This is a genomic window from Microbispora sp. NBRC 16548 (assembly GCF_030268985.1).
Classification (GTDB): Bacteria; Actinomycetota; Actinomycetes; order Streptosporangiales; family Streptosporangiaceae; genus Microbispora; species Microbispora catharanthi.
The window spans coordinates 26,319-50,933 of the sequence record NZ_BSSF01000015.1 but is presented as its reverse complement, the minus strand read 5'-3'; the positions used below and the strand labels follow the sequence as shown (position 1 = coordinate 50,933).

The following is a 24,615-nucleotide window of genomic DNA, read 5'->3' as shown; positions in this document are numbered from 1 at the left end:
TGTACGCCTCAGCCGACCCGCAGGCCGGTGTGCCGGGCCAGGAACGCGAGCTGGTCGGCCGAGAGCTCGACCGACCGGCTCACCGCCCGGGCGCCGTGCCCCACCTCGGTCTCGTTGCGCAGCAGGATCGGCCGGTCGCCCGCCTGCGCGTGCTGCAGGGCCGCCGCCATCTTCCACGCGTGCAGAGGATGGACGCGGGTGTCGGAGGCGAACACGGCGAACAGCGTGGCCGGGTACGACACCCCCTCACGCACGTGGTGGTAGGGCGAGTAGCCCCACAGCCAGGCGAACTCCTCCGGCGCGTCGGCCGAGCCGTACTCGACGTTCCAGGTCGCCCCGAGGCCGAACTTCTCATACCGGACCATGTCGAGCAGCGGGGCCATGCAGACGACGGCCGCGTACAGGTCGGGGCGCTGGGTGAGCCCCGCGCCGACGAGCAGGCCGCCGTTGGAGCCGCCGGAGATGGCGAGCCGGTCCGGGCTGGTGACACCGGTGGCGATGAGGTGCTCTGCCGCGGCGTGCAGGTCGTCGAAGACGTTCTGCTTGTTGCCGAGCATGCCGGCCCGGTGCCACTGCTCGCCCTCCTCGCCGCCGCCGCGAAGCTGGGCGACCGCGTAGACGCCGCCCGCCTCGACCCACGCCAGCGTCGTGGCGGAGAACCCGGGGTTCATCGGGACCCCGAAGCCGCCGTAGCCGTACAGGATGGTGGGCCGGGGCCCGGAGCCCGGGCGTGAGGTGACCAGCATGTGCACCTCGGTGCCGTCCTTGGACCGGTAGACCACCTGCTCGGTCGTCGCCTCGGGCACCTCCACGGCGCCGGGAGGCGCCTCCCAGAGCGAGGTCTCGCGGGTCAGCGCGTCGTAGTGGTACACGGCGGTCGGGGTGATGCCGTCCGTGTAGCTGAACCAGGCCTCGTGCCCGCCCTCCGGACGCTCGAAGATCCCCCCGATCGAGCCGAGCCCCGGCAGCGGGACCTCGCCGATCCGCTCGCCGGTCTCCAGGGCGTGGACGGAGATCTCGCCGATCGCGTGCCGGGTCCAGCCGACGAGCAGGACCGGCTCTGCCATGCCGTCGAGGATCGCGAAGTCGGACAGCACCGCCTCGGCGTCCTCGGGAATGAGGTCGCGCCAGTGCTCGGGGCCGGGCGTCTCCGGAGAGGTGACGCAGACCCGCCCGCGCGAGGCGTCGAGGTCGGTGAAGACGTAGAGCCGCCCGTCGCGGCCGAAGTGGAGCCCGGTCTGGGCGTCGACGTCCTGCTGCACGGTGACCAGTTCCGGCGCCCGCGGCGACGAGGCGACCAGGTCGGCCACCCACAGGTCGTTGCGCGGGGCGGTCCCCCGTGAGGCGGAGATCGACAGCCACCTGCCGTCGAGCGAGACCGACACTCCGTAGTAGTTGGTCTTCTCCAGGCCATCGCCGAAGATCAGCACGTCCTCGTCGGGGGAGGTGCCGACGCGGTGCAGGTAGACGCGGCGGTGGTACTGCTCCTCGCCGGCCGGGACCAGCGAGGGCGCCAGCCTCCGCACGTAGTAGAACGCCTCGCCGCCGGGCAGCCAGGCCACGGGGGAGTAGCGGCAGCGGTCGATCGGCCCCTCGATGACCTCTCCGGTCGTCACGTCGACGACGTACAGGCGCGACTCCTCGTCGCCGCCCATCGAGATCTGGTACGCCAGCCGGTTGCCCTCCTTGTCCGGCTGGTAGGAGTCGAGCGTGGTCAGGCCCGAGGGGTCGAGGGCGGTGGGATCGAGCAGCACGCGCTCGCCGTCACCGTCCGCGACGTACAGGACCGGGTGCTCCTGGTCGGGGGCCCGGCGGGTGAAGAAGCGGCGTTCGCCGCGCCAGGACGGTGTCCCCACCGACCCGGACCGCAGCAGTTCGGCGATGCGCTTGCGGAAGTGGTCGCGCCCTTCGAGTTCGGCGGACCGGAACAGGGTTTCCTGCGCGTCCAGCCACTCCTTCGTCGCCGGATCGTCCGGATCCTCCAGCCACCGGTACGGGTCGGGGACGGGCGTTCCGTGGAGATCGTCGACGATGTCGTCACGGCGGGCTGGCGGGTACGGCACTCGGCTCATGCTGGCACTTTAAATCAGCCGGGCGACTGCGACGGTACATCGTCCGTACCCGGCCAAGACGGGAATAAAGGGGTGAACTGCTGGGCATAGAAGCAGCAGGCGTTCCAGTCGTTCACCTCACGGACCCTTTTTATGGGGTGGCGAAGGGGCCGCCGAAAAGGCCACACTTTGGTGAGGGGCGGTGCCGTGGTGACGATCCGCTGGGCCGTCCGGCGGAGGTCCCTGTGACGGAAGCACCCGGGTCCCAACCGACGGGGCCACAACCCAGGCGCACAGCCGAGACCGCTGTGGAGGCCGGCTGATGCGCCAAGTCCTGCTACTGAACGCCACATACGAACCGCTGACCACGCTTTCCCTGCACCGGGCCGTCATCCTGGTGCTGAGAGAGAAGGCGGACGTCGTCCACCGCGACGGCCGGGGCGCGGTCCTGCGCTCGGCCACCCGCACGCTCGACGTCCCGTCGGTGATCAGGCTGCGGCGTTACGTCCGCATTCCCTACCGGACGCGCATCCCGCTCACCCGGGCGGCGCTGATGCGCCGGGACAACTTCCGGTGCGCCTACTGCGGCCAGCGGGCCGAGACCATCGACCACGTCATCCCGCGATCCAGGGGAGGCCCCCACACCTGGGAGAACTGCGTCGCCTCGTGCATGCCGTGCAACCACCGCAAGGCCGACAGGCTGCTGGAGGAGCTCGGGTGGGCGCTGAGCGTGCCCCCCGTGGTGCCGCACGGCGCGCACTGGCGGCTCATCGGCGCGCAACTCGACGGCGATCCGCAGTGGGCGCCCTACCTGTCGGAGACGGCGGCCTGACGGATGACGTCATGAAGTGGACGATCACCGCCGACGTGGAGGAGTACGCCGCGGCGGCCGAGCCCTGGCTGTTGCGCGATCCCGTCCGCAACACGGTCATGCTGACCGTGTTGCGCGGGATCCGCAGCGGCCAGTTCACGGTCGATCCCCTGCTGGCCTGGCTGGAGGACGGCGACACGGTGGCGGGGGCGGCCTGCCAGACGCCGCCCTATCCGCTCGCGCTGGGCGACGTCCCGCTCGCGGCGCTTCCCCTGCTGGCGCGCGACCTGATCGAGATGGACCACGACGTGCCCGCGGTCGGCGGTCCTGCGGCCGTCGCCGAGGCGTTCGCACGCGCCTGGTGGCGGCCCGAGACACGCCGCCGGGCCGAGCGGCTCTACCGCCTCGGTTCGCTGCGGGCTCCCTCCGCGCCGGGGAAGCCTCGCGTCGCAGGCCCCGACGACCTGCCCACGGCCGTGCGCTTCTTCCAGGAGTTCCAGCACGAGGCACACGTCGAGCGCACGGCCGACCCCACTCCCGTCGTCGCCGCGCGTGTCAATCGCGAGGAACTGATCTGGTGGGAGGACGACGACCGGCCCGTGTCCATCGCCGGAGTCTCCGCGCCGATCGCCGGCATGTCGCGAATCGGGCCCGTCTACACCCCGCCCGATCTGCGCGGACGCGGGTACGGCAGCGCCGTCAGCCACGCGGCCAGCAGGAAGGCGCTCGACGACGGCGCCACCGAGGTGCTGCTGTTCACCGACCTCAGCAACCCCACCTCGAACTCCGTCTATCAGCGGCTCGGCTACCGGCCCATCGCCGACTACGCCACCATCCACTTCACCTGAGGTGGTTCCCTGTGCTTCCCCGGGGGTGCTCGCGGTCGCCGCGCCTGGCCGTAATCTGGACGCATGCCTCGCTATGACTACCGTTGCCGCGCGTGCGGATCGACGTTCGAGCTCAACCGTCCCATGGCGGAGGCCGGTGACCGGGCGGTGTGCCCCTCCGGCCACGACGACACCGTGAAGCTGCTGTCCACCGTGGCCGTCACGGGCAGGGCGTCCGGGGCTCCCGCCGCCCGTCCGTCGGGCGGCGCGGGCGGCGGTTGCTGCGGAGGTGGCTGCTGCGGCGGCTGATCCGAGCGGTTTCCGGCCGTGCGTTCGCGTTCGGCCGCCTGCGACCCGCGGGCGTGGGCGCCAGGCGCCACGCCCGCGGACAGCGACGTCAGGCCGCGGACGGGCGACTGGCCCGCGAGCGCCGTTGGAACGGCAGGTAACGCTGCGGCAGGTGGGCGCGGGCCGGCAGGTCGGTCGGCTCGACCGCCAGGATGCGGTCGAAGCGGAAGGCCCTGATCGACCGGCGCATGCGGCACCAGCCCACCAGGTACCAGAACTCGCCGTGGACCAGGCAGGTCACCGGCTCGACGTCGCGGACCGTCATCCGGCCCGCGGCGTCGTGATACTGGATGCGGATCACCAGGCGCGCGGTGATCGCGTTGGCCACCGCCCGCGCCCGCCGGGCGACGTCGGTGGGCAGCGGAGTGGTCAGGGTGGTCAGAGTCGTGGCGATGACGTCGCCGTCCAGATCGAGGTGCTCGAAGGCGTGGCGCAGACCGCGCCGGGCGGTGACCGACTGCGGGCCGGCACCGAGGTGAGCGAGCGACAGGGCGAGGGCGGCGAGTTCCTCGGCGGTCAGCGAGTGCCGAATGACGTTGGCCATACCTCGACAATAGCGACGAGGACTGACATTTTTCCGAACGCGTTCTCGGGAAGGGCGATAGGTTGGTCTGTCCTCCAGGTCATCGTTTCCTGTCCGGGACGCTTGGCCGCCGACGTGGGAAACCGCTTTTCCCATCCACACCGGCCAGTGTGGTTTATCCGGCGTGTATCCCCCGTCGAGCCGTACGACCACGGGCATATGGACATCGGCGTGCTCGTCCACGGCCGCCTCGATCTGGGGGACCGCTGGAGACCGCCTGGCAGCTCGCCACGGCCTGGCCGGACGCGCGCCTGGTCGTGGTGGACGACGCGGGCGACACCGGCAGCGACGCCATGTGCCGCGAGATCGGGGCGGCACCGGACGGCTTCGCGAGCGCCGTGGACGGATGACGCGCTGAAACTTTCACCGGACGCGCTCCGCCCGGAAATCACGGCGAGCCGGGTATTCGAAACATTTCGCCGAATCGCTCGTAAAAGTGTCGCGATCGCCGCTGCGTATCGGATTTCGGCCGCGTGATCAGCCGCAACCGCGTTTCGGGCCCTCTGCGGAGCGCACTTTCAGTCGGCACGATGTTCCGGCCTGCCGAAAACGCAGGTGATTGACCGCTCCTGGGGGAGGTGGTGCATTCGCTGTGGCTGATTTCGAATGCGGAAGAAGGGACACCAATGTTCGCTGTGAATCCAGCCCGGAGGGTGCTCGCGCTCGGTGCGGCGCTCGTCACGACCGGCGTGCTGAGCGTGGCGCTCGCGCCCAACCCCGCCGCGGCCGACGCCGTCACGCTGCAGGCCACGGTGGACTGCCTCAACTACAACAGTTTCGGGGACACCAGGGACTGGTACCCCATCGCCCCGGCCGTCGGCGCCTCACCGTACGGCGGAGGGGGGACGGTGCCCTACACCAGCATGGTCGCGGTCCCGGCCACGCACGCGTGGCAGTTCACACAGACGCTGCCCAGTGGGACGACGTCCGTCAGCGTCTCCGCCATGTGCAGCGAGGGCCATACGTACGACTTCGCCGGCTCCGCGGGCGGCGTCAGCATCCCCGCGGGAACCACCACCGTGACCGCCACCTGGGGCTGCACGACGGCCCCGGTCTATCCCGGTCCGTGGATGACAAACTGCAGCGTGCAGTCGGTTTCCTACAGCTGACCGGGATGAACACGTGGGGCCGCCTCCGGCGAGGCGGCCCCACACGACCTAGCGGGAGAGCTGGGACAGGTCGCGGGACGCGCCGGTCGAGGCCGAGGTGGTCAGCGCGGCGTACGCCTGCAGGGCGGCCGACACCGGGCGCTGCCGGTCGCGCGGCCGGTAGCCGCCGAGGTCGGCCAGCAGTCGCTCGCGGCGGGCGGCCAGCACGTCCTCGGCTACCTTGAGCTCGATCGAGCGGCCCGGGATGTCGATCTCGATGATGTCGCCGTCCTCGATCAGGGCCATCGTGCCGCCCTCGGCGGCCTCCGGGGAGGCGTGGCCGATGGACAGACCCGACGTGCCGCCGGAGAAGCGGCCGTCGGTGATCAGCGCGCACGCCTTGCCCAGGCCCTTGCCCTTGAGGAAGCTCGTCGGGTAGAGCATCTCCTGCATGCCCGGGCCGCCCTTGGGGCCCTCGTAGCGGATGACGACCACGTCGCCGGCCTTGACCTTGCCGCCGAGGATGCCCTCGGAGGCCTCCTCCTGCGACTCGAACACGACCGCCGGGCCCGAGAAGCGCCAGATCGACTCGTCCACGCCGGCGGTCTTGACCACGCAACCGTCCTGCGCGATGTTCCCGTACAGCACGGCGAGGCCGCCGTCCTTGGTGTACGCGTGGTCGAGGTCGCGGATGCAGCCCTCGGCGCGGTCGAGGTCGAGCGACTCCCAGCGGGCGTCCTGCGAGTACGCCTTCACCGTGCGCACGTTGCCGGGCGCCGCGTGCCACAGTTCCACGGCCTGGTCGGTGACCTCGGGGGACTTGGGGTCCCACTTGGCGATGTACTCCGCGATGGAGGCGGAGTGGACGGTCGGCAGGTCGCGGTGGAGCAGGCCGGCCCGGTCCAGCTCGCCGAGGATCCCGGGGATGCCGCCCGCCCGGTGCACGTCCTCGACGTGGTACTTCATCGTCGCGGGGGCGACCTTGCACAGGCACGGCACCCGCAGCGACAGCTCGTTGATCTCCTTGAGCCCGAAGTCGACGCCCGCCTCACGGGCGGCGGCCAGGATGTGGAGGATCGTGTTGGTCGATCCGCCCATGGCGACGTCGAGCGCCATCGCGTTCTCGAACGCCTCGCGGGTGGCGATGCTCCTCGGCAGGACCGACTCGTCGTCGTCCTCGTAGTAGCGCCGGGCGAGGTCGACGATCTGCCGTCCCGCGTTCTCGAACAGGGTCTTGCGGGCCTTGTGGGTGGCCAGCGTGGTGCCGTTGCCGGGCAGGGCCAGACCGATCGCCTCGGCGAGGCAGTTCATGGAGTTGGCGGTGAACATGCCGCTGCAGGACCCGCAGGTCGGGCAGGCGTTCTCCTCCATCTCCAGGAGGTCGGCGTCCGACACGCTCGCGTCGGCGGAGGCGATCATCGGGTCGATCAGGTCGAGCTTGCGGCCGGGGATCTTGCCGGCCTCCATCGGGCCGCCGGACACGAAGATCGTGGGAATGTTGAGCCGGAAGGCGGCGAGCAGCATCCCGGGCGTGATCTTGTCGCAGTTGGAGACGCAGACCAGCGCGTCGGCGCAGTGGGCGTTGACCATGTACTCGACCGCGTCGGCGATCAGCTCGCGGGACGGCAGCGAGTAGAGCATGCCGCCGTGGCCCATCGCGATGCCGTCGTCCACGGCGATCGTGTTGAACTCGCGCGGGATGGCCCCCGCCTCGCGGACCGCGCCGGCCACCACTTCGGCGACCTCGCGCAGGTGCACGTGGCCGGGCACGAACTGCGTGAAGCTGTTGGCCACCGCGACGATCGGCTTGCCGAGGTCGCTGCCCGCTACGCCCGTGGCCCTGAGCAGCGCGCGGGCGCCGGCCATGTTCCTGCCGTGAGTGACAGTGCGGGACCTGAGAGCGGGCATCGAGGGACCCCCATCTGGAGACTACTGAGTCTTCAAATGGTACGGCCAGTGCCCGGCTGCCGAGACCCGCTGTCCACGAGTCGGGACGTGTCTACTCGGGATACCGCGAGGGCAGCACGCGTTCGGCGGCCCGGTAGATCGCGTCGATCTCCGCGGTGGTGAGCGACCTCTCCCGCTTGGTGATCCACTTGCGCACCAGCCCGCCGGAGAAGACGTCCACCTCACGGATGTTGAGGATGCGCCACGGGATCGGCGGCCCGTAGATGGCCAGGGACGGCACCACGGTGATCTCCCGGCCGAGCGCCTTGCTGATCAGGTCGCTGGCCTGCGCCGCCTCCCACCGGGCCTCGTCGAGCCGCGGCTTCTGGTTGAACGGGCCGTGGAAGAGCTTGCGGTGCGACTGGACCCGTACGGGCAGCCGCTTGTCCCACTTCTCCGAGTCCACCGCGTACACGCCGGTGGGCCCGACCACCAGGTGGTCGATCTGCGCCTCGCTGCCGGGGATGGCTCGGGCGTGCAGCGTCTTGTACCCGTTGCGCTCCAGCTTCTTGAGCTGGGCCTCCGTCTGACGCTCCGCCGCGGAGGCGCGCCGCCACGCGGGGATGGAGGAGACCGTCCTCGCCCGGTAGACGGCGTCGGCGACGCACGCGAGGATGGCCGCGGTGAGCCCGAGCCGCCAGCTGCCGAAGAGCACGCCGAACACCACGCCCGCCGCGACCGCGATCACGGCCCGGCGGCGCAGGTGGCGGTATCGCGTGTCCTGCCACAGGCTGCTCAGCGACGTGCGCTCGACCGGAGCGTACGTGGGAGACGCCGGCGCCTCAGGTGGCGCCGAAGGGCGTTCCGCCTGCTCTGACGATTGGTCACTCACCCATATAGGTGACGTATCGTGACCGTCTTCTGGCGCTAGACCGGTATCCACATCACTCACGGTAGTTGAGCCGTCAGCGGCTTGCCTAGTGTTGGATGGTTCATACTTTTGTGGCCTGCTTGAGCCGATTCGTTGCGCGGAAGTGCGGGTATCTTCTCTAGATATCCGTCGCCCGAGGACCTACCGTTCGGTAGCGTGGCGCACATTCACGATCTTACCGCCCTTGAGCAGGCGGCAGCCGTACGTACGGGTGAACTTTCTCCTGTCCAGATCACCGAGCACTACCTGGAGCGCATCGAGCGGCTCAACCCCGGCCTGGGGGCGTTCGTCACGGTGACCGCCGACCGGGCCCTGGCCCAGGCCCGCGAGCAGGAGGCCCGGCTCGCCGCCGGCGACGCTGACGACCTGCCTCCGCTGCTGGGCGTGCCGATCCCCATCAAGGACCTCAACTTCGTCAAGGACGTGCCGGTCTACTTCGGCTCGGCCGCGTACGAGGGGTTCGTCGCGCCCGCGGACGACAGCATGGTCGAGCGCCTTCGGGACGCCGGCACGATCATGCTGGGCAAGACCAGCACCCCCGAGTTCGGCATGCCCTGCTACACGGAGACATACCTGCACGAGCCCACCCGCACGCCGTGGGACACCACGCGGTCGGCCGGGGGATCGAGCGGGGGAGCGGGGGCCGCCGTCGCGGCCGGTCTCGCGCCCGCCGCGCAGGGCAGCGACGGCGCGGGCTCGATCCGCATCCCCGCCTCCGTCTGCGGCCTGTACGGCATCAAGCCCAGCCGTGGCCGCATCTCCGCGGCCCCGATCATGCCCGACCTCGCGGGGCTGTCGACCAACGGGCCGCTGGCCAGGAACGTCGCCGACGCCGCGGCGCTGCTGGACGTCATGGCCCACAACAATCCCGGGGACCTCTACCACGCCCCGGCGCCGGCGCTCGGGTCGTTCTCGGCCTACGCCGGGCGCGACCCGGGCCGCCTGCGGATCGCCAGGTTCGCCACACCCGCCGTGCCCGGCGCGGAGGTCCACCCCGACGTGCTGGCGGCGTACGAGAGCGCCTCGGCGGTGCTGGAGTCGCTCGGCCACGAGGTCGAGGAGATCGCGCCGCCGTTCGGCCCGGACGTGGTGCCCGAGTTCGTCAAGATGTGGTTCAGCTTCTCCTGCATGCACCCCGTGGCGGAGGAACTGGAGCCGAAGCTGCGCCCACTCACCGCGTGGCTGCGCGAGCGCGGCCACGCGATCACGGCCCCCGAGTTCCTCCAGGCGCAGTCGACGCTCCAGCTCGCCACCCGGTTCGCGCTGCTCGTGACCGACGCCTACGACGCGGTGCTCTCGCCGACCGTCACCCAGCCGCCCGTGCCCGTGGGCTGGTTCGAGGACGTCGAGTCGCCCGAGGAGACGTTCGAGCGGATGATGCGCTTCGCCCCCTTCGCGGCCATCTACAACGTGAGCGGCCAGCCCGCGGTGAACCTCCCGCTCTACTGGACGCCCGACGGCCTCCCCATCGGCGTCATGCTGGCGGGCAGGTACGGCGACGAGGGGACGCTCATCTCGCTGTCGTCCCAGGTGGAGGCATCGGTCGGCGGCTTCTGGGGGGACCGCAGGCCGCCGGTCTGGTGACGGCTATCCCCGCAGCAGTTCGACGACGTACGCCGAGACGTCGGCGAGCAGCGTGGCCGGCCGCACCGGCGCCGCCGCGACGGCGGAGAACAGGGCGGGAAGCCCCGGCAGCGGGAAGCCGTCGTCGGCGGTGACCGCGGCTGCCGCCTCGTGCTTGGCCAGCGCGGCGCGGCTGCGCTCCCACGCCTCCAGCACCTCCTCCGGCGACGGCACGCCGAAGCCGTGGCCGACGGGGGCGGCGTGGCGCAGCCGTACGAGCGGGGTCTCGGCGAACGCCAGCGCGATCCGGCAACGGGCGGACAGGCCGTCGAGGTCCGGCACCCAGTCGAGGGCGGGGCAGGGGGTGCGGCATCGGCCCGCGCAGGTGGCGAGGGCCCCCGCCACCTGGCTGTGCTGCCGGTCGAAGTAGGCCCGCCAGCCCGCGGGCGGCTCCACGGCCACCCGGAGCGTCCGCTCGGCCGCCGACCGCTCCGCCCTCGTATGGTCGCACTCCCGGTCGGGCATGACCCCGAACCGGCTGCCGGGGGCGCGCAGGCCCTCCGGCCAGCGAACCGGGTCGCCCGCGTGGCCGAGCGCGGGCTCGAAGGCGAGCAGCGGGAGATACTCGCTGCAGATGTGCACGGCCGCGATCATCGAGCTGAGCTCGCGCCGCCGCCAGCGGGCCTCGACGACCTCGAGGAGCAGCGCGTACGCCGGCCGCAGCGAGTCGAGCGCGCCGCGCGGCTGCTCCCTCGGTGTCTGCGGCATGTGGCACGCGCGGGCGCGCCTGCGCAGGTCGGCCGGCACCGTCTGGGCGTCGATCTCGGTGTGGAAGTCCTCCGCGTCGAGAGTGAGCAGCCGCTGGCCGAACTCGCAGACCGACGCCACCAGGGCCGCCCGCCCGCCCTCCCCGAGCACGGCCGGCGCGAGCGCGCCGACGTCGCCGAACGAGTACCTCCCGGCCAGGGCGATCAACAGGTCGTGGGCTGAGTGCACCCGACGACCTTACTCAGGGCGCCGGCGGTCATCCGCCCGGCCATCCCACGTGGGCGGCGGGCGGTCGGGCAGAACGCGCACCTCGCCGAGGTTCTCCGGCGCGTCCACCAGATGCTCGCCCGTGTCGTCGTAAGAGGCCCGCAGCCGGGAGTCCTCGATCACCTCGATGCTCCTGATCCAGCCGAGGCGGCGCCCCGCCGCGGCCCGCACCTTGTCGCCCTCCCGCAGGGGGCGCCACATCTCCTCGCTCAGGCCCATGGCCCTGACCTCGCGGGAGCCCCCTTCGTCGATCGCGCACCAGTACGTCCACTTGGCGGCGTCGTTCGCCTTGCTGCCGTCCCGGAAGCGGCGCAGCCGGACGATCCGGCCCTCGACGGTCGCCGCGCCGCCGAGGTCGACGATCGCGTAGACGACCGGCAGACCGGCGACCGCCAGGCCCACGGCGAGGGCGGCGGGCAGGACCAGCCCGTCCGGCCACACGCCGAAGGCGGTGGCGACCACCAGGAGGATCCAGGTGAAGAACCCGGCGAACCAGCCGGCCGCGAGGCCCCGCAGGATCGTCGCCCCCGGCGGCCGGCCCCACAACAGGCGTGAGGGGTAGCGGACGTTCACGACGTGCCACATCCCGCCGTAGTCGGACCAGGCCCGGTTGTCGTCCGCAGGGGTGCTGACCGGAAGGCTTCCGACGGCCCGCGGCGCGAGCCCGAGCGCGGAGGCGTACGCGAGGTGGCGGCCCCAGATCGCGACCGAGGCGGCGGGCTGCTCGGCGAACCGTCCGGTCGCCCGCAGGTGCTCGCGGACGCCGAGCCAGTGCGCGGCGGCCCTGGCCCCCTCGGCCGTGCCGCGCTCCCCGTTCAGTCTGCCCATCAACGCCACGAGCAGGGCGAAGGACACGATCGCCGCGCCGGGCCCGCCGTCGTGGTTCGCGCGGGCGTCGTCGACGGAGACCGCGATGCCGATCGCCACGGCGGGGACGACCGCCGCCGCGCCGAGGAGCAGCGCGTGGGCCCGGCTCCAGCGCGGCCGGGACAGACCCTGCTCCCGCGCCTCGACGATCACCTTCTTGCGGAAGCTCTTCCACCACCGGCGCAGGTCGCGCGAGCCCTCGGCCAGCGCCCCGGTCGCCACCACGCCGTCGACGGCCAGCGCGCGCACGTGGTCGTAGACGAGCCGCTCGTACGGCCTCAGGCCGCCCGGCTCTCCGCGCAGCCGTACGAGGGACAGCTCGGGGCCGATCTCCTCGACGGCCACGACGCCCCTGGCGGCCAGGTCGAGCAGGGTGGCGGAGGCCGCCTCGTCACACAACCGCCAGTCGCCGGTGATCAGGTCGACCACCGCGGGGGACTGCCCGGCGAGCTCCCCGGTGGCCGGCCTCGGCTCGACGTCCGGGTTCCTCGTCGCCACGGCGAGCGCGAGCAGGAGCAGCAGCCACAGGCCGGTCGCCGCCGCCGCGGCCATCCAGAAGGCCATGATCAGAACCTGACCTGCACGGGGCCGCGCTCCTCGCCGGGCGCCCGGAAGTACTCGCGGGGCGTGAAGCCGGTCATGCCGGCCACGATGTTGGCGGGAACCGTCTGGATGGCGTTGTTGTAGGTCAGGACGGCGTCGTTGTAGTACTGCCGGGAGTAGGCGATCCGGTTCTCCGTGGTGGCCAGCTCCTCCTGGAGCTCGGCGAAGACGGCGCTCGCCTTGAGGTCGGGGTAGGCCTCTGCCACCGCGAACAGGCTCTTCAGCGCGCCGGACAGCATGTTCTCGGCCGCCGCCCGCTCCTCGGGGCCCCGGGCGCCGATGGCCTGGGAGCGCGCCGCGACGACGGCCTCCAGTGTGGCCCGCTCGTGGGCGGCGTAGCCCTTGACCGTCTCCACGAGGTTGGGGATCAGGTCGTAGCGGCGCTTGAGCTGCACGTCGATCTGTGCCCAGGCGTTGTCGACGTTGTTGCGGGCGCGTACGAGGCGGTTGTAGGCGGAGACGAGCGTCGCGACGAGGACGGCCACGACGGCGAGGATGACGATCATGGGGATCATGGCGATCACGGGCCTTCTGCACGGACGGTGGTCCCGGCCCGTTCACCCTGTGAACGGCCCGGCGCGCCCATGGCACCTCCGATGCCTTGCACCGGGCTTGCGCCCCGCTTTCAAGCTCCCGCCCCGCTTTCATGCTCCCGCCCGCCGCGCCACCTGTCCCCTGGCACGCCCGAGGGCCCCGGCGGTGTGCCGGGGCCCTCGGGATCGTGATCGTGCGGCCGGACGCGGATCAGGCGGAGGCGTCCCGGGCCCGGGCGCGCAGCGCCCGGCTGACGCCGTCCGCGCCCTCAAGCAGCAGGCGGCGCAGCGCGTGCGGCGGCTGCTTGGCGCTGATGTGGTCCTGCGTGCGGGCCACGGTCTCCGGACGGATCAGCAGCGCGGGGTAGCAGCCGATGGCGAAGTTCTGCGCCATGTCGGAGGTCCACTCGCTCCAGATCCGGCCGACCTCCTCGAAGTACCGGTCGGAGTAGGGCTCCAGCAGCTCGGGGTGGTGCGGGTCCACGAAGCCGAGGATCGTGGCGCGCAGCAGCGCGCCGCTCAGCTTCCCTCCCACGATCGTCGTCCAGGTCTCGGCCTTGGCCTCCGGGGTCGGGATCGAGGCCCGGCTGGTGGCGGCCGAGCGCTCGCCGGTCGCCGTGGCGTCCCTGGCCAGCTCGGCGTCGATGTCCCCGGCGCCGAGGACGCCGCCGGACACGAGCGCCTGGATGAGCGTCCAGCGCAGGTCGGCGTCGACGGCCAGGCCCTCGGGCGCCTCGGTGCCGTCGAGCACGCCCTTGAGGAACGCCAGGTCCTCGGACGAGGTGGCGGTCGCGGCGAGGGCGTTGACGTACGCCAGCTGGTGGTCGGAGCCCGGCTCGGCCGCCGCGACGAAGCGGCGCAGCGCGCCGGCCAGCTCGGCCAGGCCGGTGGCCCGCCACGCCGGGTCGGCGTACTGCTGGACGGCCTGGCGGGCCTGGCGCAGCACGGTCTGCAGGACGGTCATGTCGCGCACCGAGTCGATGCCGGAGACGACCAGCTTGACGTAGTCGCGGGTGGCCATCTCGGCGTCCCGCGTCATGTCCCAGGCGGCCGACCAGCACAGCGCGCGGGGCAGCGACTCGGTGAACGCGGTGATCCCGCCGCCGACGAGGGTGCGCAGCGACCGCTCGTCGAGCCGGATCTTGGCGTAGGTGAGGTCGTCGTCGTTCACCAGCACAAGGTCGGGCTGGACCTCGCCGACCAGCCCGGGCACGGCCGTGCGCGCACCGACGACGTCGAGCTCGACCCGCTTGGTCCTGGTCAGCACGCCGTCGCGCAGGGAGTACAGGCCGATGGCCACCCGGTGCGAGCGCAGCGTCGGGTGCTCCTGAGTGGCCTCCTGCAGCACGTCGAAGCTCAGGAACCGGCCCTCGTCGTCGGTGGTGAACGACGGCCGCAGCGTGTTGACGCCCGAGGTCTCCAGCCACTCCTTCGACCAGGACGACAGGTCGCGCCCGGAGGTGCGCTCCAGCGCCGACAGCAGGTCCTGCAGGGTGGTGTTCTTCCAGGCGTGCTCGTTGAAGTAGTCGCGCACCCCGGCGAGGAAGTTGTCGAGCCCCACGTACGCGACGAGCTGCTTGAGCACCGAGGCGCCCTTGGCGTACGTGATGCCGTCGAAGTTGACCTCGACGGCCTGCATGTCCGGGATGTCGGCGGCGATGGGATGGGTGGAGGGCAGCTGATCCTGCCGGTAGGCCCAGGCCTTCTCGACGTTGGCGAACGTCGTCCACGCGCCCTGGCCCCACCGGGTGGCCTCGGCCTGGCACAGCACGGACATGTAGGTGGCGAACGACTCGTTCAGCCACAGGTCGTCCCACCAGCGCATGGTGACGAGGTCGCCGAACCACATGTGCGCCATCTCGTGCAGGATCGTCTCCGCGCGGCGCTCGATGAGCGCGTCGGTCACGCGCGAGCGGAAGACGTAGTCCTCCAGGAACGTCACCGCGCCCGCGTTCTCCATGGCGCCCGCGTTGAACTCCGGCACGAACAGCTGGTCGTACTTGCCGAAGGGGTAACGCAGGCCGAAGACGCGGTGGAAGAAGTCGAAGCCCTGCTTGGTGACCTCGAAGATGTTGTCGGGGTCGAGGTACTGCGCGAGCGAGCGCCGCACGTAGATCCCGAGCGGGATCCCGTCGTGCTCGTCCCGCACGACCGCGTACGGCCCGGCGATGAGGGCCGTGATGTACGTCGACATGACGGGGGTCGGCGGGAAGTGCCAGCGCTTGGCGGCCTGCAGCGTGCCGTGCCGCCCGCGGTGCTCCTCGAGCGCCTCGGCCGCGTCGGGGGCGGCGTTGGACACCACTTCCCAGTCGCCGGGGGCGAGGACGGTCAGCTCGAAGGTCGCCTTGAGGTCCGGCTGGTCGAAGCAGGCGTACATCCGGTGCGCGTCGGCCGTCTCGAACTGGCTGTGCAGGTAGACCTGCTGGTCCACGGGGTCGACGAAGCGGTGCAGGCCCTCACCGGTGCGCATGTAGGAGCAGTCGGCGTCCACGCGCAGCTCGTTGTGCCCGGCCAGCCCCGGCAGCGGGATGCGGCCCTTCTCGGCGTCGTAGGTGCTGACGTCCAGCTCCCTGCCGTTGAGCACGACCTTCCGCACGTGCGCGCCGTGGAGGTCGATGAACGTGTCCGCCCCCTCGCGGTCCGACGTGAAGTGGACCGTCGTGACGCTTTCGAACCGCTCCTCGCCCTCCGTCAGGTCGAGTTCGACCTGGTAGGACTGGACGGAGAGCAACCGGGCACGCTCCCGAGCCTCGTCCCGTGTCAGATTCCCTGCCACACCCGCTCCTCATCGCATGATCAATGCCCCCGATCCCCGCCGCCCCGTCGCGTCAGGGATTGCATGAATCCTGCCACGTCGCGGCGACACGGCGGATTCGAGATCGCTCCTACCTGGAATAGGAGATTTCCTGCCCGGGTTGACGACCGAGGGAACCATAGTCCGTTCGAGAGGGTGCCACAGTGTCCGACCGAAAGCTTGTCGATTTCTGGTTCGACCCCGCCTGCCCCTGGGCGTGGATCACTTCGCGCTGGATCCACGAGGTGGCCGCGCTCCGTCCCGTCGACGTGCGCTGGCACATCATGAGCCTGGCGGTGCTGAACGAGGACAAGGACATCCCCGCCGACTACCGCGAGCGGGTCAAGCAGACGCTCGGCGCCGTACGGGTGCTGGCCGCCGCCGCGGACAAGTACGGCGAGGAGGTCCTCGGCGACCTCTACACCGAGATCGGCAGGCGCTTCCACGACGAGGGGCGCGAGCGCGACCGGGACACGATCGCCGAGGCCCTCACCGCCGCCGGGCTCGACCCCGCGCTGGTGGCCGCCCACGACTCGGACGAGTACGACGAGGCGATCCGGCGCTCGCACGCCGAGGGCATCGACCTGGTCGGCCAGGAGGTCGGCACGCCCGTCATCGCCGTCGAGGGCGCGGCGTTCTTCGGCCCCGTCGTGTCGCCCATCCCCAGGGGCGAGGCCGCCGCGCGCCTGTGGGACGGCGTCCTGCTCGTCGCCGGCACCGACGGCTTCTTCGAGCTGAAGAGGTCGAGGACCCGCGACCCGATCTTCTCCTGAGACTTCACAGGCTCCTTCACCCTCGCGCGAACCGACCGGAAAGGTTTCCGCTGGAAGGCTCGCCATCTGACAGCGGAGGCGCAAGGATGAGTGACATGCGTCACCTCTACGTGAACGGAGCCTGGGTCCCGTCCTCCTCCCGCGAGGCCGTCGACGTCGTCAACCCCGCGACCGAGGAGGTCGTGGACCGGGTGCCCGCAGGGGCGCCCGCCGACGTCGAGTCCGCCGTCGCCGCCGCCCGCGCCGCCTTCCCCGCATGGTCGGCCCTGGAACCGGCGGAACGCGCCGCGTTCCTGGGGGCGGCGGCCGGGCTGCTGCAGGAGCGTGCCAAGGAGATCGCGGCGACGATCGCCACCGACATGGGCGCCCCGCTCACGCTCGCGCTGAAGGTGCAGACGCTGATGCCCGCCGAGGTGCTGGCCTCCTACGCCGACCTCGCCAAGCGGTACGAGTTCGACGGCGGCCGCGTGGGCAACTCGCTCATCGTGCGGGAGCCCGTCGGCGTGGTCGGCGCGATCACGCCGTGGAACTACCCGCTCCACCAGGTGGTGTGCAAGGTGGCCCCGGCCCTCGCGGCCGGCTGCACCGTCGTGCTCAAGCCGAGCGAGGTCGCGCCGCTCGCGGCGTACGCGCTGGCCGACATCTTCCACGAGATCGGGCTGCCGCCCGGCGTGTTCAACATGGTCAGCGGCCACGGGCCGGTCGTCGGCGAGGCCATCGCCGCCCACCCGGACGTGGACATGGTCTCGTTCACCGGGTCCACCAGGGCCGGCCGCAGGGTCGCGGCCCTCGCGGCCGAGACGGTCAAGCGGGTGGCCCTGGAGCTGGGCGGCAAGTCGGCGAACATCATCCTCCCCGACGCCGACCTGGAGAAGGCGGTGAAGAACGGGGTCGCGGGCGCCTACCTCAACTCGGGCCAGACCTGCTCGGCGCTGACCCGGATGCTCGTCCACTGGGACCAGTACGACGACGCCGTGCGGCTCGCCGTGGAGGCGGCCGGCGCCTACGTCCCCGGTGACCCGTTCGCCGAGGGCACCCGCCTCGGGCCCCTGGTGTCCGCCGCCCAGCGCGACCGGGTCGTCAGGTACATCAACCGCGGCCAGGAGGAGGGCGCCCGCCTCGTGCTCGGCGGGACCGACAACCCCATGGAACGGGGCTACTACGTCGAGCCCGCGATCTTCGCGGGCGTCTCGCCCGGCATGTCGATCGAGCAGGAGGAGATCTTCGGCCCGGTGCTGTCGATCATCCCGTTCGCGTCGGAGAACGAGGCCGTCGAGATCGCCAACGGCACGCCGTACGGGCTGTCGGGGGCGGTGTGGGCGGGCACCGAGAACAAGGCGCTCGCGATCGCGCGCCGCCTGCGCACCGGGCAGGTGGCGATCAACGGCGGCCGGTTCAACACGATGGCGCCGTTCGGCGGCTACAAGCACTCCGGGATCGGCCGCGAGCTCGGCGAGTTCGGCCTGGACGAGTTCCTGGAGGTCAAGGCCATCCAGCTGTAGGACGTCAGGGCGCCTGCAGGAGGATCTTGCGGCGCTCGTCCTTGCCCAGCCGGTCGACGTACAGCATGCCCTCGAGGTGGTCGAACTCGTGCTGGAAGCACCGGGCGAGCATGCCCCGGGCCTTGACGACGACGGGCCGGCCGAGCTTGTCGACCCCGTGCACGGTCACTCCGGCGGCGCGGGCGGTCGGGGCGTACAGGGGCTTGCCGGTCTCCTTGCCGGGCACCGACAGGCAGCCCTCCTCCTCGACGACCTGCTCGGGGTCGTCGATCGTCAGCTCCGGATTGATCACGTGGCCCTTGCGGTTGCTGATGTCGTAGACGAACAGCCGCCGGCCCACGCCGATCTGCGGCCCTGCGAGCCCGACGCCGTCGGCCTGGTACATGACCGCGAACATCTCGTCGATCAGCCGGCGCAGTTCGCGGTCGAAGTCCGTCACCGGTTCCGCGGGGGTGCGCAGGACCGGGTCGCCGACATAACGAAGCTCGCGCATGACACTCCTGTCAGGCCGGAGGTGTAAGGGACGGAGGCCCGTCTTGGCTATTACTTTAGTGGAGCCCGGGGTCGTCTTCGCCAGAGGCTTTCTGGGAAACTTGTGCCGTGCGTGTCTACATCGGTGCCGACCATGCCGGCTACGAGCTGAAGAATCACCTGGTCTCCTGGCTGAAGGAGCAGGGCCACGAGGTGGAGGACTGCGGTCCCCACGTCTACGACGCGGAGGACGACTACCCGCCGTTCGTGCTGCGGGCCGCGCAGGGCGTGGCCGGCGACGCGGGCAGCCTCGGGGTGGTGATCGGCGGCTCGGGGAACGGCGAGCAGATCGCCGCCAACAAGGTGCGGGGGGTGCGCGCGGCCCTCGCCTGGAACGAGGACACGGCGAAGCTGGCCCGCGAGCACAACGACGCCAACGTGATCAGCCTGGGCGCCCGCCAGCACACGCCGGAGGAGGCCGCCAGGTTCGTCGGCCTCTTCCTGGCCACGCCGTTCTCCGGGGCCGAGCGGCATGCCCGGCGGATCCGCCAGCTCGCCGACTACGAGACCACCGGCGAACTGCCGCCGCTGCCCGCCTGAGCACCTCTGGCTGTACCTCTGGCTAGTGGGTGTCCCTGTCCCGGCCCCGGCGGGGCTCCCGCCGGGGCGTCTCGTCGCGCAGCGGCCGCTGGTCGGCGGCCTCCTGCTGCTCGGACGTGGGCCGGGACACGTCGCGGGCCCGCATGGCCGTGATCGCGGTGATCTGCAAACTCTGCAGCGCCATGCCTCGAAGCCTACGCGGTTTCGACGCCCGCGCCCCGGCTGTCGGCGGTGCGTCTCAGAACACCCGGCAGCCCCAGGGGGCCGGGTCCCACGCCATCGCGGCCGACAGCTCGCGCAGGGCCCCCGGCCGGTGCTCCCGCACCAGCCCGGCGTCCGCCGCCGCCCGCAGGGGCCGCCCGCCGAGGTACGCCGCCCCCAGCACGTCGACCGGCAGCGTGAGGTCGGCGGGCGCGCCGGTCGGTTCGCAGGACGCCTTGTCGGTGACGAGTCGCCGGCGGCCGGCGTTCCACGGGCAGACCTCGTCCTCGACTTCCAGCACCAGGTCGGCCGGGGCCGCGTACGCGCGGGCGGCCAGGGCCCGGTCCACGTCCACCAGGCGGATCCACAGATCGTCGAACCAGACCGCGTTGAGCTGCCGGGGTTCGGCCAGCAGGTGCATGATCGGGTCGTCCACCGGCCGCCGCCCGGCGTGGACGACCGAGCACAGGTCCCGGTCGAGGACGCCGCGCCAGACCAGCGCGTACGCCGCGGGATCGGAGGCCATCAGCTCCAGGAGCCGGACCTCCCCGTCCGGCACGGCGTGCTCGTTCCAGTCGGCCTTCGCCCGGAACAGCGCGTAGCCGCGCGCCCCCGTCGCGTCCTCCGCGAGCAGGCAGCGCAGCGGGCCCATCCCGCCCCGGTCGTGCTCGGTGTCCGGGATGACCTCAGTCCGCCAGAACCCGTCGGACCTCGCGTACATGCCGGGACGGCCGGGCCGTACGGCGTCGTAGACCCGCCGAAGGCCGGGCAGCGCCTCGGCGGGGCCGGCCACGCGCAGGCGCAGCGCGGGATCGGCGGGGGCCGAGCGCGTGAAGGCCGAGCCGTGGGTGGGGATGCGGAAGGACAAGGTGTCGGCGGCCCTGCCGTACCCGAAACGCCCGTAGATGCCCGCCTGGCTGGCGTAGAGCGCGGCCACGGCCTCACGCCCGTCCTCCTGCAGGCCGTGCAACTGCCGGGTCATCAGCGCGGTCAGCACGCCGCGGCGGCGATGCGAGGGGAGCACGCCCACCGACGTGACGCCGGCCACGGGGATCGGCCCGCCGGGGACCGTCATCTCGAAGGACAGCGCGCCGGCGCAGCCGACCATCAGATCGCCGTCGAAGGCGGACAGCAGGCGGTCGAACTCCAGGACCTCGCGCCAGCGGTCGGCCATCTCCACGGGATAGGTGGCACTGAATGCCTCGTAGTCGACGGCGACGAAGGCCGGCCACTCGGATTCCCCGATGGGGCGTACGGTGATGCTCATCGAATCACCGTAGAAGCGGGCCACCGGGTGAGGCGACCCAATATCCGTGCCGGATGATCTAGACGTTGGTCAAGCAGGTGCCGCCACCTGGGATGTCCGGATACAGTCGAGGCCATCATGACTTCCCGTCCGGCGCCGCTGATCCCTCCTCGGCTGCGCGCGCTCCTGGCGCGCGTGCCACTCCTGGTGCCGTTGGTCCGTTTTGCCAGGAAGGTTTGGTCGAAGGACCGGTACCTGCTCATCGCCCTCGTCGTGCTCACCGTCGTGATCGGCGTGCTCGACGCGGAGGTGTCGCCGTACTGGTTCTCGCCCTCGCTGCTGATCCTCTTCACGCTGATCGGCGGCCTCCAGCTCCGGCTGCGCAGCCTCGCGATCCTGCTGTGCGTGGTCGTGGCGTCTCTGGCGTACATGGGACCGATCAGGGGAGTGCTCAGCGTCGGGCCCGGCCTGCTGATCACGATGGCCTTCACCGCCGCGCTGGCCTGGACGATGGCGCGGACGCGGGGCAAGCTCGGCGTCCAGGGCCTGCGCGGCGACGCGATGCTGCTGGAACTGCGCGACCGGCTCAAGCGGCAGAGCGAGCTGCCGCCGCTGCCCAAGGACTGGGGCGGCAAGGTGGTGCTGAAGCAGGCCGGGGGGTCGTCGTTCGGCGGCGACTTCGTCGTCTCGATGCGGGAGGGCGACCGGGTCCGGGTGGCGGTCGTCGACGTGTCCGGCAAGGGCGTGGACGCGGGAACCCGCGCGCTCATGCTGTCGGGCACCTTCGGCGGCCTGCTCGGCTCGGTGGACGACTTCCTCGTCGCGTGCAACTCCTACCTGCACCGCCAACTCGGCGACGAGGGCTTCGTCACCGCCGTCCACCTGGAGCTCGACCTGTCCACGGGGGAGTACACGATCACCTCGGCCGGGCACCCGCCCGTGGTGCGGTTCGACTCCGGATCGGGCACGTGGCGGGTCTCCACGGCGAAGGGCGTCGTGCTCGGCGTGGTGCCCGACCTGGCCTGCGAGACCGACAGCGGGGTGCTGCGCAAGGGCGACGCGCTCATGCTGTTCACCGACGGGCTGATCGAGCAGCCCGGCCGGGACATCGACGCCGGGCTCGACCGGTTGCTGGGCGAGGCCGAGCGGCTGCTGCCGTCGGGATTCCGCGACAAGGCCCGGCAGCTCGTCCAGTCGATGTCCTCCGGCCACAACGACGACTGCGCGCTCGTCCTGATCTGGCGGCCCTGAGTTCCTACAGCCAGCCGGAGTCGGTGGCGATTCTCACGGCGTCGACGCGGTTGCGCGCTCCCGTCTTGACGAGGATGCGCGACAGGTGGTTGCGCACGGTGCCGACGGACAGGCCCAGCTCGGCGGCGATGTCCTTCGAGTGCCCGCCCCCCGCCGCGAGCCGCAGCACCTCGTGCTCCCTCGGCGTCAGCGGGCAGTCGGCGGCCTCCAGCGCGGCGACCGCCAGTTCGGAGTCGACGACCCGGCGCCCGGCGGCCATCCGGCGGATGCCGTCGGCGAGATGCTCGGGGGCCACCTCGATGCTCAGGTAGCCGAGGACGCCCGCCGCGAATGCCCGCTTGAAGTGACCCGGGCTGGGTTGCGCCGACAGCAGCATCACGCGGCAGCGTGGCGCCTTCTCTCCCAGCCGCGCGGCCGCGGTGAGCCCGTCCACTCCGGGCAGGTCCGCGTCGATGACGGCGGCGTCCGGCCGCACGTCCAGGGCCGCGGGCACGATGTCCTCGCCCGACCCGACGTCCGCGACCACCCGGAGGTCGTCCTCCCCGTCGAGGGACGCGACCAGGCCTCGCCGTACCAACGGAAGGTGTTCGGCCACCAGGATCCGGATCAAGATGCTCCCCTCTGGACGTCTCTCAAAGGGTGATCGACCAATTGCGTACTGTCAACGAAGTGTCCCCAATCGGTCACACATGGGCAAGCCGCACCCGTCCCGGAAAAGTCTTCACCCTCGTGCGGGTGGGCTACGCTCGAAGGGTGCTTCGTCCGCCAGGGCACCTTCTCCGATTCGGGGGTACGCGCTGATGAGCTGGCTCTTCGTGGCCGGATTCGGGATCCTCTTCGTCGGTCTGCTGGTCTCGATCGCGCTTCACGAGATCGGGCACCTCGTGCCCGCAAAGCTCTTCGGCGTCCGCGTGACCCAATACATGGTCGGCTTCGGGCCCACGATGTGGTCACGCAGGCGGGGCGAGACCGAATACGGCGTGAAGTGGGTTCCGCTCGGCGGCTACATCCGCATGATCGGCATGCTCCCGCCGCGTCCCTCCGACGCGCCCGGCAAGCTGCGCAGCGTCTCCACGGGTCCCTGGCAGGGCCTGATCGAGAACGCGCGGGCGGTCGCATCCGAGGATATCCGGCCGGGTGACGAGGACCGGGTCTTCTACCGCAAGCCCTGGTGGCAGAAGGTCATCATCATGGCCGGCGGCCCGGCGATGAACTTCGTGCTCGCGTTCGTGCTGTTCGCGGTCGTGATGATGGGCTTCGGCGTCCGTGAGCTGACGCCTGTCGTGTCCTCGGTGTCCAAGTGCGCCATCCCCGCAGCCGAGGCGGAGCACCGCGACTGCCGGCCGAGCGATCCCCTGACGCCCGCCGCCAAGGCCGGTCTGCGGCCCGGCGACCACATCGTCGCCGTCGGCGGCGCGCCGGTAGCCGACTGGGAGGCCGCGCAGCGGCTGATCCGCGAGCACGGCTCGGGGGTGACGACGCTCGGCATCGAGCGGGGCGGGCAGCGGGTCGACGTGAGTGTCGACCTGATCGCGCAGGACATGCCCTCGCTGACCGATCCCGACAAGGTCGAGAAGAACGTCGGCTTCCTGGGCGTGAGCCCGACCACCGTCGTCGAGAAGAAGGGCCCCGGCTACGTCGTCGGGCAGATGTGGGACCTGACCGAGCGCACCGCCGTCGCGATGGTCAACATCCCCAAGAAGATGGTCGGCGTGTGGAACGCCGCGTTCTCGGGCGAGAAACGCGACCCGAACGGGCCGATCGGCATCGTCGGGGCCGGCCGCATCGGCGGTGAGATCGCCGCCTCGGACCTCTCGGTCGAAAACAAGATCGAAATCTTCATCAACCTGCTGGCCGGGCTGAATCTCGCCGTGGGCATGTTCAACCTGATCCCGCTGCTGCCGCTGGACGGCGGCCACATCGCCGGCGGGCTGTGGGAGGGCGTCAAGCGGGCCTTCGCGCGGGTGCGCCGTCGGCCCGTCCCCGGTTACGTGGACGTGGCCAAGGCGCTCCCGCTGACGTACGTCATGGCGGCCCTGCTGGTCGTCATGGGCGGCCTTCTCATCTACGCCGACCTCGTCAACCCGGTCCGCCTGTCCGGCTGAGCCCCGCCGGGCAGGGGGCTACTCGCCCGTCGCCCCGTCGATGCGCTCGCGCAGCAGATCGGCGTGGCCGTTGTGGCGGGCGTACTCCTCGATCATGTGGCACATGATCCAGCGCAGTGAGTAGTGGACGCCCTGGCGGTCCGTCTTCGTCATCGCGTCCAGGTCGGCGCAGGCCTCCTCGGCCGCCCGCGCGTGCTCGATCTCCGCGTGCCAGGTCGCGAAGGCGTCCTCGGCGGACGCGGTGTCCACGTTGTCGAACTCGCCGTCCGGGTCGTCGTCGCTGTAGTAGATGCCGCCGAGGTCCTCGCCGTTCAGCCGCCGCCGGAACCAGGAGCGCTCCACGTCGGCCATGTGCCGTACGAGGCCGAGCAGCGACATGCTGGAGGGCGGCACGGAGCGCAGCCGCAGCTGCTCCTCCGTGAGGCCCTGACACTTCACCGCGAGGGTCTCACGGTGCCAGTCCAGCCAGGCGCGCAGCATCGCGCGCTCTCCCGCGACGACAGGGGGATCGATACGTGTGTCGGTCATCCTGGCATCCTGCCCCA

23 protein-coding genes are annotated in these 24,615 nt (G+C 71.4%); 10 read left to right on the top strand and 13 right to left on the bottom strand.

Annotated features, from left to right (window positions below; translation table 11 throughout):
- Positions 1 to 8: 8 nt before the first annotated feature.
- A complete protein-coding gene (locus tag QSK36_RS33540) occupies positions 9 to 2,072 on the bottom strand; it encodes a prolyl oligopeptidase family serine peptidase (protein ID WP_285785150.1) in 2,064 nt (687 codons plus the stop codon).
- A gap of 301 nt (positions 2,073 to 2,373) precedes the next feature.
- On the opposite strand from QSK36_RS33540, the gene QSK36_RS33535 reads away from it, so the two are divergent.
- From QSK36_RS33535 to QSK36_RS33525, 3 genes are all read left to right on the top strand, one after another.
- A complete protein-coding gene (locus QSK36_RS33535) occupies positions 2,374 to 2,883 on the top strand; it encodes an HNH endonuclease (RefSeq protein ID WP_182900131.1) in 510 nt (169 codons plus the stop codon).
- Positions 2,884 to 2,894: 11 nt separating this feature from the next.
- Positions 2,895 to 3,710 (top strand): GNAT family N-acetyltransferase, encoded by an 816-nt coding sequence (locus QSK36_RS33530; RefSeq protein ID WP_285785149.1) that lies wholly within the window; start codon positions 2,895 to 2,897, stop codon positions 3,708 to 3,710.
- Positions 3,711 to 3,773: 63 nt separating this feature from the next.
- Positions 3,774 to 3,998 carry an FmdB family zinc ribbon protein gene (locus QSK36_RS33525; protein WP_030509608.1) on the top strand — a complete coding sequence of 75 codons (225 nt, stop codon included), beginning with the start codon at positions 3,774 to 3,776 and terminating at the stop codon, positions 3,996 to 3,998.
- Positions 3,999 to 4,086: 88 nt separating this feature from the next.
- Here the strand turns inward: QSK36_RS33525 and QSK36_RS33520 are convergent, their stop codons facing one another.
- Entirely contained in the window at positions 4,087 to 4,581 is a 495-nt protein-coding gene (locus tag QSK36_RS33520) for a helix-turn-helix transcriptional regulator (protein WP_285785148.1), read from the bottom strand.
- 665 nt (positions 4,582 to 5,246) lie between these two features.
- On the opposite strand from QSK36_RS33520, the gene QSK36_RS33515 reads away from it, so the two are divergent.
- A complete protein-coding gene (locus tag QSK36_RS33515; protein WP_183544271.1) occupies positions 5,247 to 5,729 on the top strand; it encodes a hypothetical protein in 483 nt (160 codons plus the stop codon).
- A gap of 48 nt (positions 5,730 to 5,777) precedes the next feature.
- Here QSK36_RS33515 and ilvD read toward each other — a convergent pair whose 3' ends face one another.
- Entirely contained in the window at positions 5,778 to 7,616 is a 1,839-nt protein-coding gene (gene ilvD / locus QSK36_RS33510) for a dihydroxy-acid dehydratase (protein WP_183544269.1), read from the bottom strand.
- Between the two features lie 91 nt (positions 7,617 to 7,707).
- Positions 7,708 to 8,487, bottom strand: a complete 780-nt coding sequence (locus QSK36_RS33505) for a nuclease-related domain-containing protein (protein ID WP_285785147.1) — start codon at positions 8,485 to 8,487, stop codon at positions 7,708 to 7,710.
- Positions 8,488 to 8,682: 195 nt separating this feature from the next.
- Between QSK36_RS33505 and QSK36_RS33500 the strand changes: the two genes are divergently transcribed.
- Positions 8,683 to 10,110, top strand: a complete 1,428-nt coding sequence (locus QSK36_RS33500) for an amidase (RefSeq protein WP_285785146.1) — start codon at positions 8,683 to 8,685, stop codon at positions 10,108 to 10,110.
- A gap of 3 nt (positions 10,111 to 10,113) precedes the next feature.
- Here the strand turns inward: QSK36_RS33500 and QSK36_RS33495 are convergent, their stop codons facing one another.
- The 4 genes from QSK36_RS33495 to pepN all read right to left on the bottom strand — a co-directional run bounded on the left by QSK36_RS33495 (position 10,114) and on the right by pepN (position 15,903).
- Positions 10,114 to 11,085, bottom strand: coding sequence for a hypothetical protein (locus QSK36_RS33495; RefSeq protein WP_182900126.1), 972 nt, complete (start codon positions 11,083 to 11,085; stop codon positions 10,114 to 10,116).
- Between the two features lie 9 nt (positions 11,086 to 11,094).
- Entirely contained in the window at positions 11,095 to 12,555 is a 1,461-nt protein-coding gene (locus QSK36_RS33490; RefSeq protein ID WP_285785145.1) for a DUF2207 family protein, read from the bottom strand.
- Between the two features lie 2 nt (positions 12,556 to 12,557).
- Positions 12,558 to 13,109 carry a LemA family protein gene (locus QSK36_RS33485; protein ID WP_183544261.1) on the bottom strand — a complete coding sequence of 184 codons (552 nt, stop codon included), beginning with the start codon at positions 13,107 to 13,109 and terminating at the stop codon, positions 12,558 to 12,560.
- A 229-nt stretch (positions 13,110 to 13,338) separates the two neighbouring features.
- Positions 13,339 to 15,903 carry an aminopeptidase N gene (gene pepN / locus QSK36_RS33480; RefSeq protein WP_285785144.1) on the bottom strand — a complete coding sequence of 855 codons (2,565 nt, stop codon included), beginning with the start codon at positions 15,901 to 15,903 and terminating at the stop codon, positions 13,339 to 13,341.
- Between the two features lie 182 nt (positions 15,904 to 16,085).
- Here pepN and QSK36_RS33475 point away from each other — a divergent pair, with 182 nt between their 5' ends.
- Positions 16,086 to 16,694 (top strand): mycothiol-dependent nitroreductase Rv2466c family protein, encoded by a 609-nt coding sequence (locus tag QSK36_RS33475; RefSeq protein WP_285785143.1) that lies wholly within the window; start codon positions 16,086 to 16,088, stop codon positions 16,692 to 16,694.
- Positions 16,695 to 16,789: 95 nt separating this feature from the next.
- Positions 16,790 to 18,196 carry an aldehyde dehydrogenase family protein gene (locus tag QSK36_RS33470; protein ID WP_285785257.1) on the top strand — a complete coding sequence of 469 codons (1,407 nt, stop codon included), beginning with the start codon at positions 16,790 to 16,792 and terminating at the stop codon, positions 18,194 to 18,196.
- A gap of 4 nt (positions 18,197 to 18,200) precedes the next feature.
- Here the strand turns inward: QSK36_RS33470 and def are convergent, their stop codons facing one another.
- Positions 18,201 to 18,689 (bottom strand): peptide deformylase, encoded by a 489-nt coding sequence (gene def / locus QSK36_RS33465; protein ID WP_183544256.1) that lies wholly within the window; start codon positions 18,687 to 18,689, stop codon positions 18,201 to 18,203.
- 107 nt (positions 18,690 to 18,796) lie between these two features.
- On the opposite strand from def, the gene QSK36_RS33460 reads away from it, so the two are divergent.
- A complete protein-coding gene (locus QSK36_RS33460) occupies positions 18,797 to 19,267 on the top strand; it encodes a ribose-5-phosphate isomerase (protein WP_139576480.1) in 471 nt (156 codons plus the stop codon).
- 22 nt (positions 19,268 to 19,289) lie between these two features.
- On the opposite strand, the gene QSK36_RS33455 is transcribed toward QSK36_RS33460, so the two are convergent.
- Complete coding sequence (locus QSK36_RS33455) at positions 19,290 to 19,451, bottom strand: hypothetical protein (protein WP_161628053.1); 162 nt, start codon at positions 19,449 to 19,451, stop codon at positions 19,290 to 19,292.
- A gap of 54 nt (positions 19,452 to 19,505) precedes the next feature.
- Positions 19,506 to 20,735, bottom strand: a complete 1,230-nt coding sequence (locus QSK36_RS33450) for a GNAT family N-acetyltransferase (protein WP_285785142.1) — start codon at positions 20,733 to 20,735, stop codon at positions 19,506 to 19,508.
- 117 nt (positions 20,736 to 20,852) lie between these two features.
- On the opposite strand from QSK36_RS33450, the gene QSK36_RS33445 reads away from it, so the two are divergent.
- Positions 20,853 to 21,965: a PP2C family protein-serine/threonine phosphatase gene (locus QSK36_RS33445; RefSeq protein WP_183544252.1), complete on the top strand. Its 1,113-nt coding sequence runs from the start codon at positions 20,853 to 20,855 to the stop codon at positions 21,963 to 21,965.
- Positions 21,966 to 21,969: 4 nt separating this feature from the next.
- Here QSK36_RS33445 and QSK36_RS33440 read toward each other — a convergent pair whose 3' ends face one another.
- The gene (locus QSK36_RS33440; RefSeq protein ID WP_139576477.1) at positions 21,970 to 22,575 is read right to left on the bottom strand and encodes a response regulator transcription factor; all 606 of its coding nucleotides are present in this window, start codon (positions 22,573 to 22,575) and stop codon (positions 21,970 to 21,972) included.
- Positions 22,576 to 22,765: 190 nt separating this feature from the next.
- Between QSK36_RS33440 and QSK36_RS33435 the strand changes: the two genes are divergently transcribed.
- Complete coding sequence (locus QSK36_RS33435) at positions 22,766 to 24,070, top strand: M50 family metallopeptidase (RefSeq protein WP_183544251.1); 1,305 nt, start codon at positions 22,766 to 22,768, stop codon at positions 24,068 to 24,070.
- Positions 24,071 to 24,088: 18 nt separating this feature from the next.
- Here QSK36_RS33435 and QSK36_RS33430 read toward each other — a convergent pair whose 3' ends face one another.
- Complete coding sequence (locus QSK36_RS33430) at positions 24,089 to 24,598, bottom strand: DinB family protein (protein ID WP_285785141.1); 510 nt, start codon at positions 24,596 to 24,598, stop codon at positions 24,089 to 24,091.
- Positions 24,599 to 24,615 lie beyond the last annotated feature (17 nt).

Bases quoted from the DNA above. Each gene is read 5' to 3' on its own strand.
- QSK36_RS33445 (WP_183544252.1), top strand. From the start codon at position 20,853: ATGACTTCCCGTCCGGCGCCGCTGATCCCTCCTCGGCTGCGCGCGCTC.
- QSK36_RS33430 (WP_285785141.1), bottom strand. From the start codon at position 24,598: ATGACCGACACACGTATCGATCCCCCTGTCGTCGCGGGAGAGCGCGCG.
- QSK36_RS33490 (WP_285785145.1), bottom strand. From the start codon at position 12,555: ATGGCCTTCTGGATGGCCGCGGCGGCGGCGACCGGCCTGTGGCTGCTG.
- QSK36_RS33520 (WP_285785148.1), bottom strand. From the start codon at position 4,581: ATGGCCAACGTCATTCGGCACTCGCTGACCGCCGAGGAACTCGCCGCC.
- QSK36_RS33455 (WP_161628053.1), bottom strand. From the start codon at position 19,451: ATGGCGCTGCAGAGTTTGCAGATCACCGCGATCACGGCCATGCGGGCC.
- QSK36_RS33450 (WP_285785142.1), bottom strand. From the start codon at position 20,735: ATGAGCATCACCGTACGCCCCATCGGGGAATCCGAGTGGCCGGCCTTC.
- QSK36_RS33470 (WP_285785257.1), top strand. From the start codon at position 16,790: ATGCGTCACCTCTACGTGAACGGAGCCTGGGTCCCGTCCTCCTCCCGC.
- QSK36_RS33485 (WP_183544261.1), bottom strand. From the start codon at position 13,109: ATGATCCCCATGATCGTCATCCTCGCCGTCGTGGCCGTCCTCGTCGCG.
- QSK36_RS33535 (WP_182900131.1), top strand. From the start codon at position 2,374: ATGCGCCAAGTCCTGCTACTGAACGCCACATACGAACCGCTGACCACG.
- QSK36_RS33530 (WP_285785149.1), top strand. From the start codon at position 2,895: ATGAAGTGGACGATCACCGCCGACGTGGAGGAGTACGCCGCGGCGGCC.
- def (WP_183544256.1), bottom strand. From the start codon at position 18,689: ATGCGCGAGCTTCGTTATGTCGGCGACCCGGTCCTGCGCACCCCCGCG.
- QSK36_RS33540 (WP_285785150.1), bottom strand. From the start codon at position 2,072: ATGAGCCGAGTGCCGTACCCGCCAGCCCGCCGTGACGACATCGTCGAC.
- QSK36_RS33435 (WP_183544251.1), top strand. From the start codon at position 22,766: ATGAGCTGGCTCTTCGTGGCCGGATTCGGGATCCTCTTCGTCGGTCTG.
- QSK36_RS33515 (WP_183544271.1), top strand. From the start codon at position 5,247: ATGTTCGCTGTGAATCCAGCCCGGAGGGTGCTCGCGCTCGGTGCGGCG.
- QSK36_RS33525 (WP_030509608.1), top strand. From the start codon at position 3,774: ATGCCTCGCTATGACTACCGTTGCCGCGCGTGCGGATCGACGTTCGAG.
- ilvD (WP_183544269.1), bottom strand. From the start codon at position 7,616: ATGCCCGCTCTCAGGTCCCGCACTGTCACTCACGGCAGGAACATGGCC.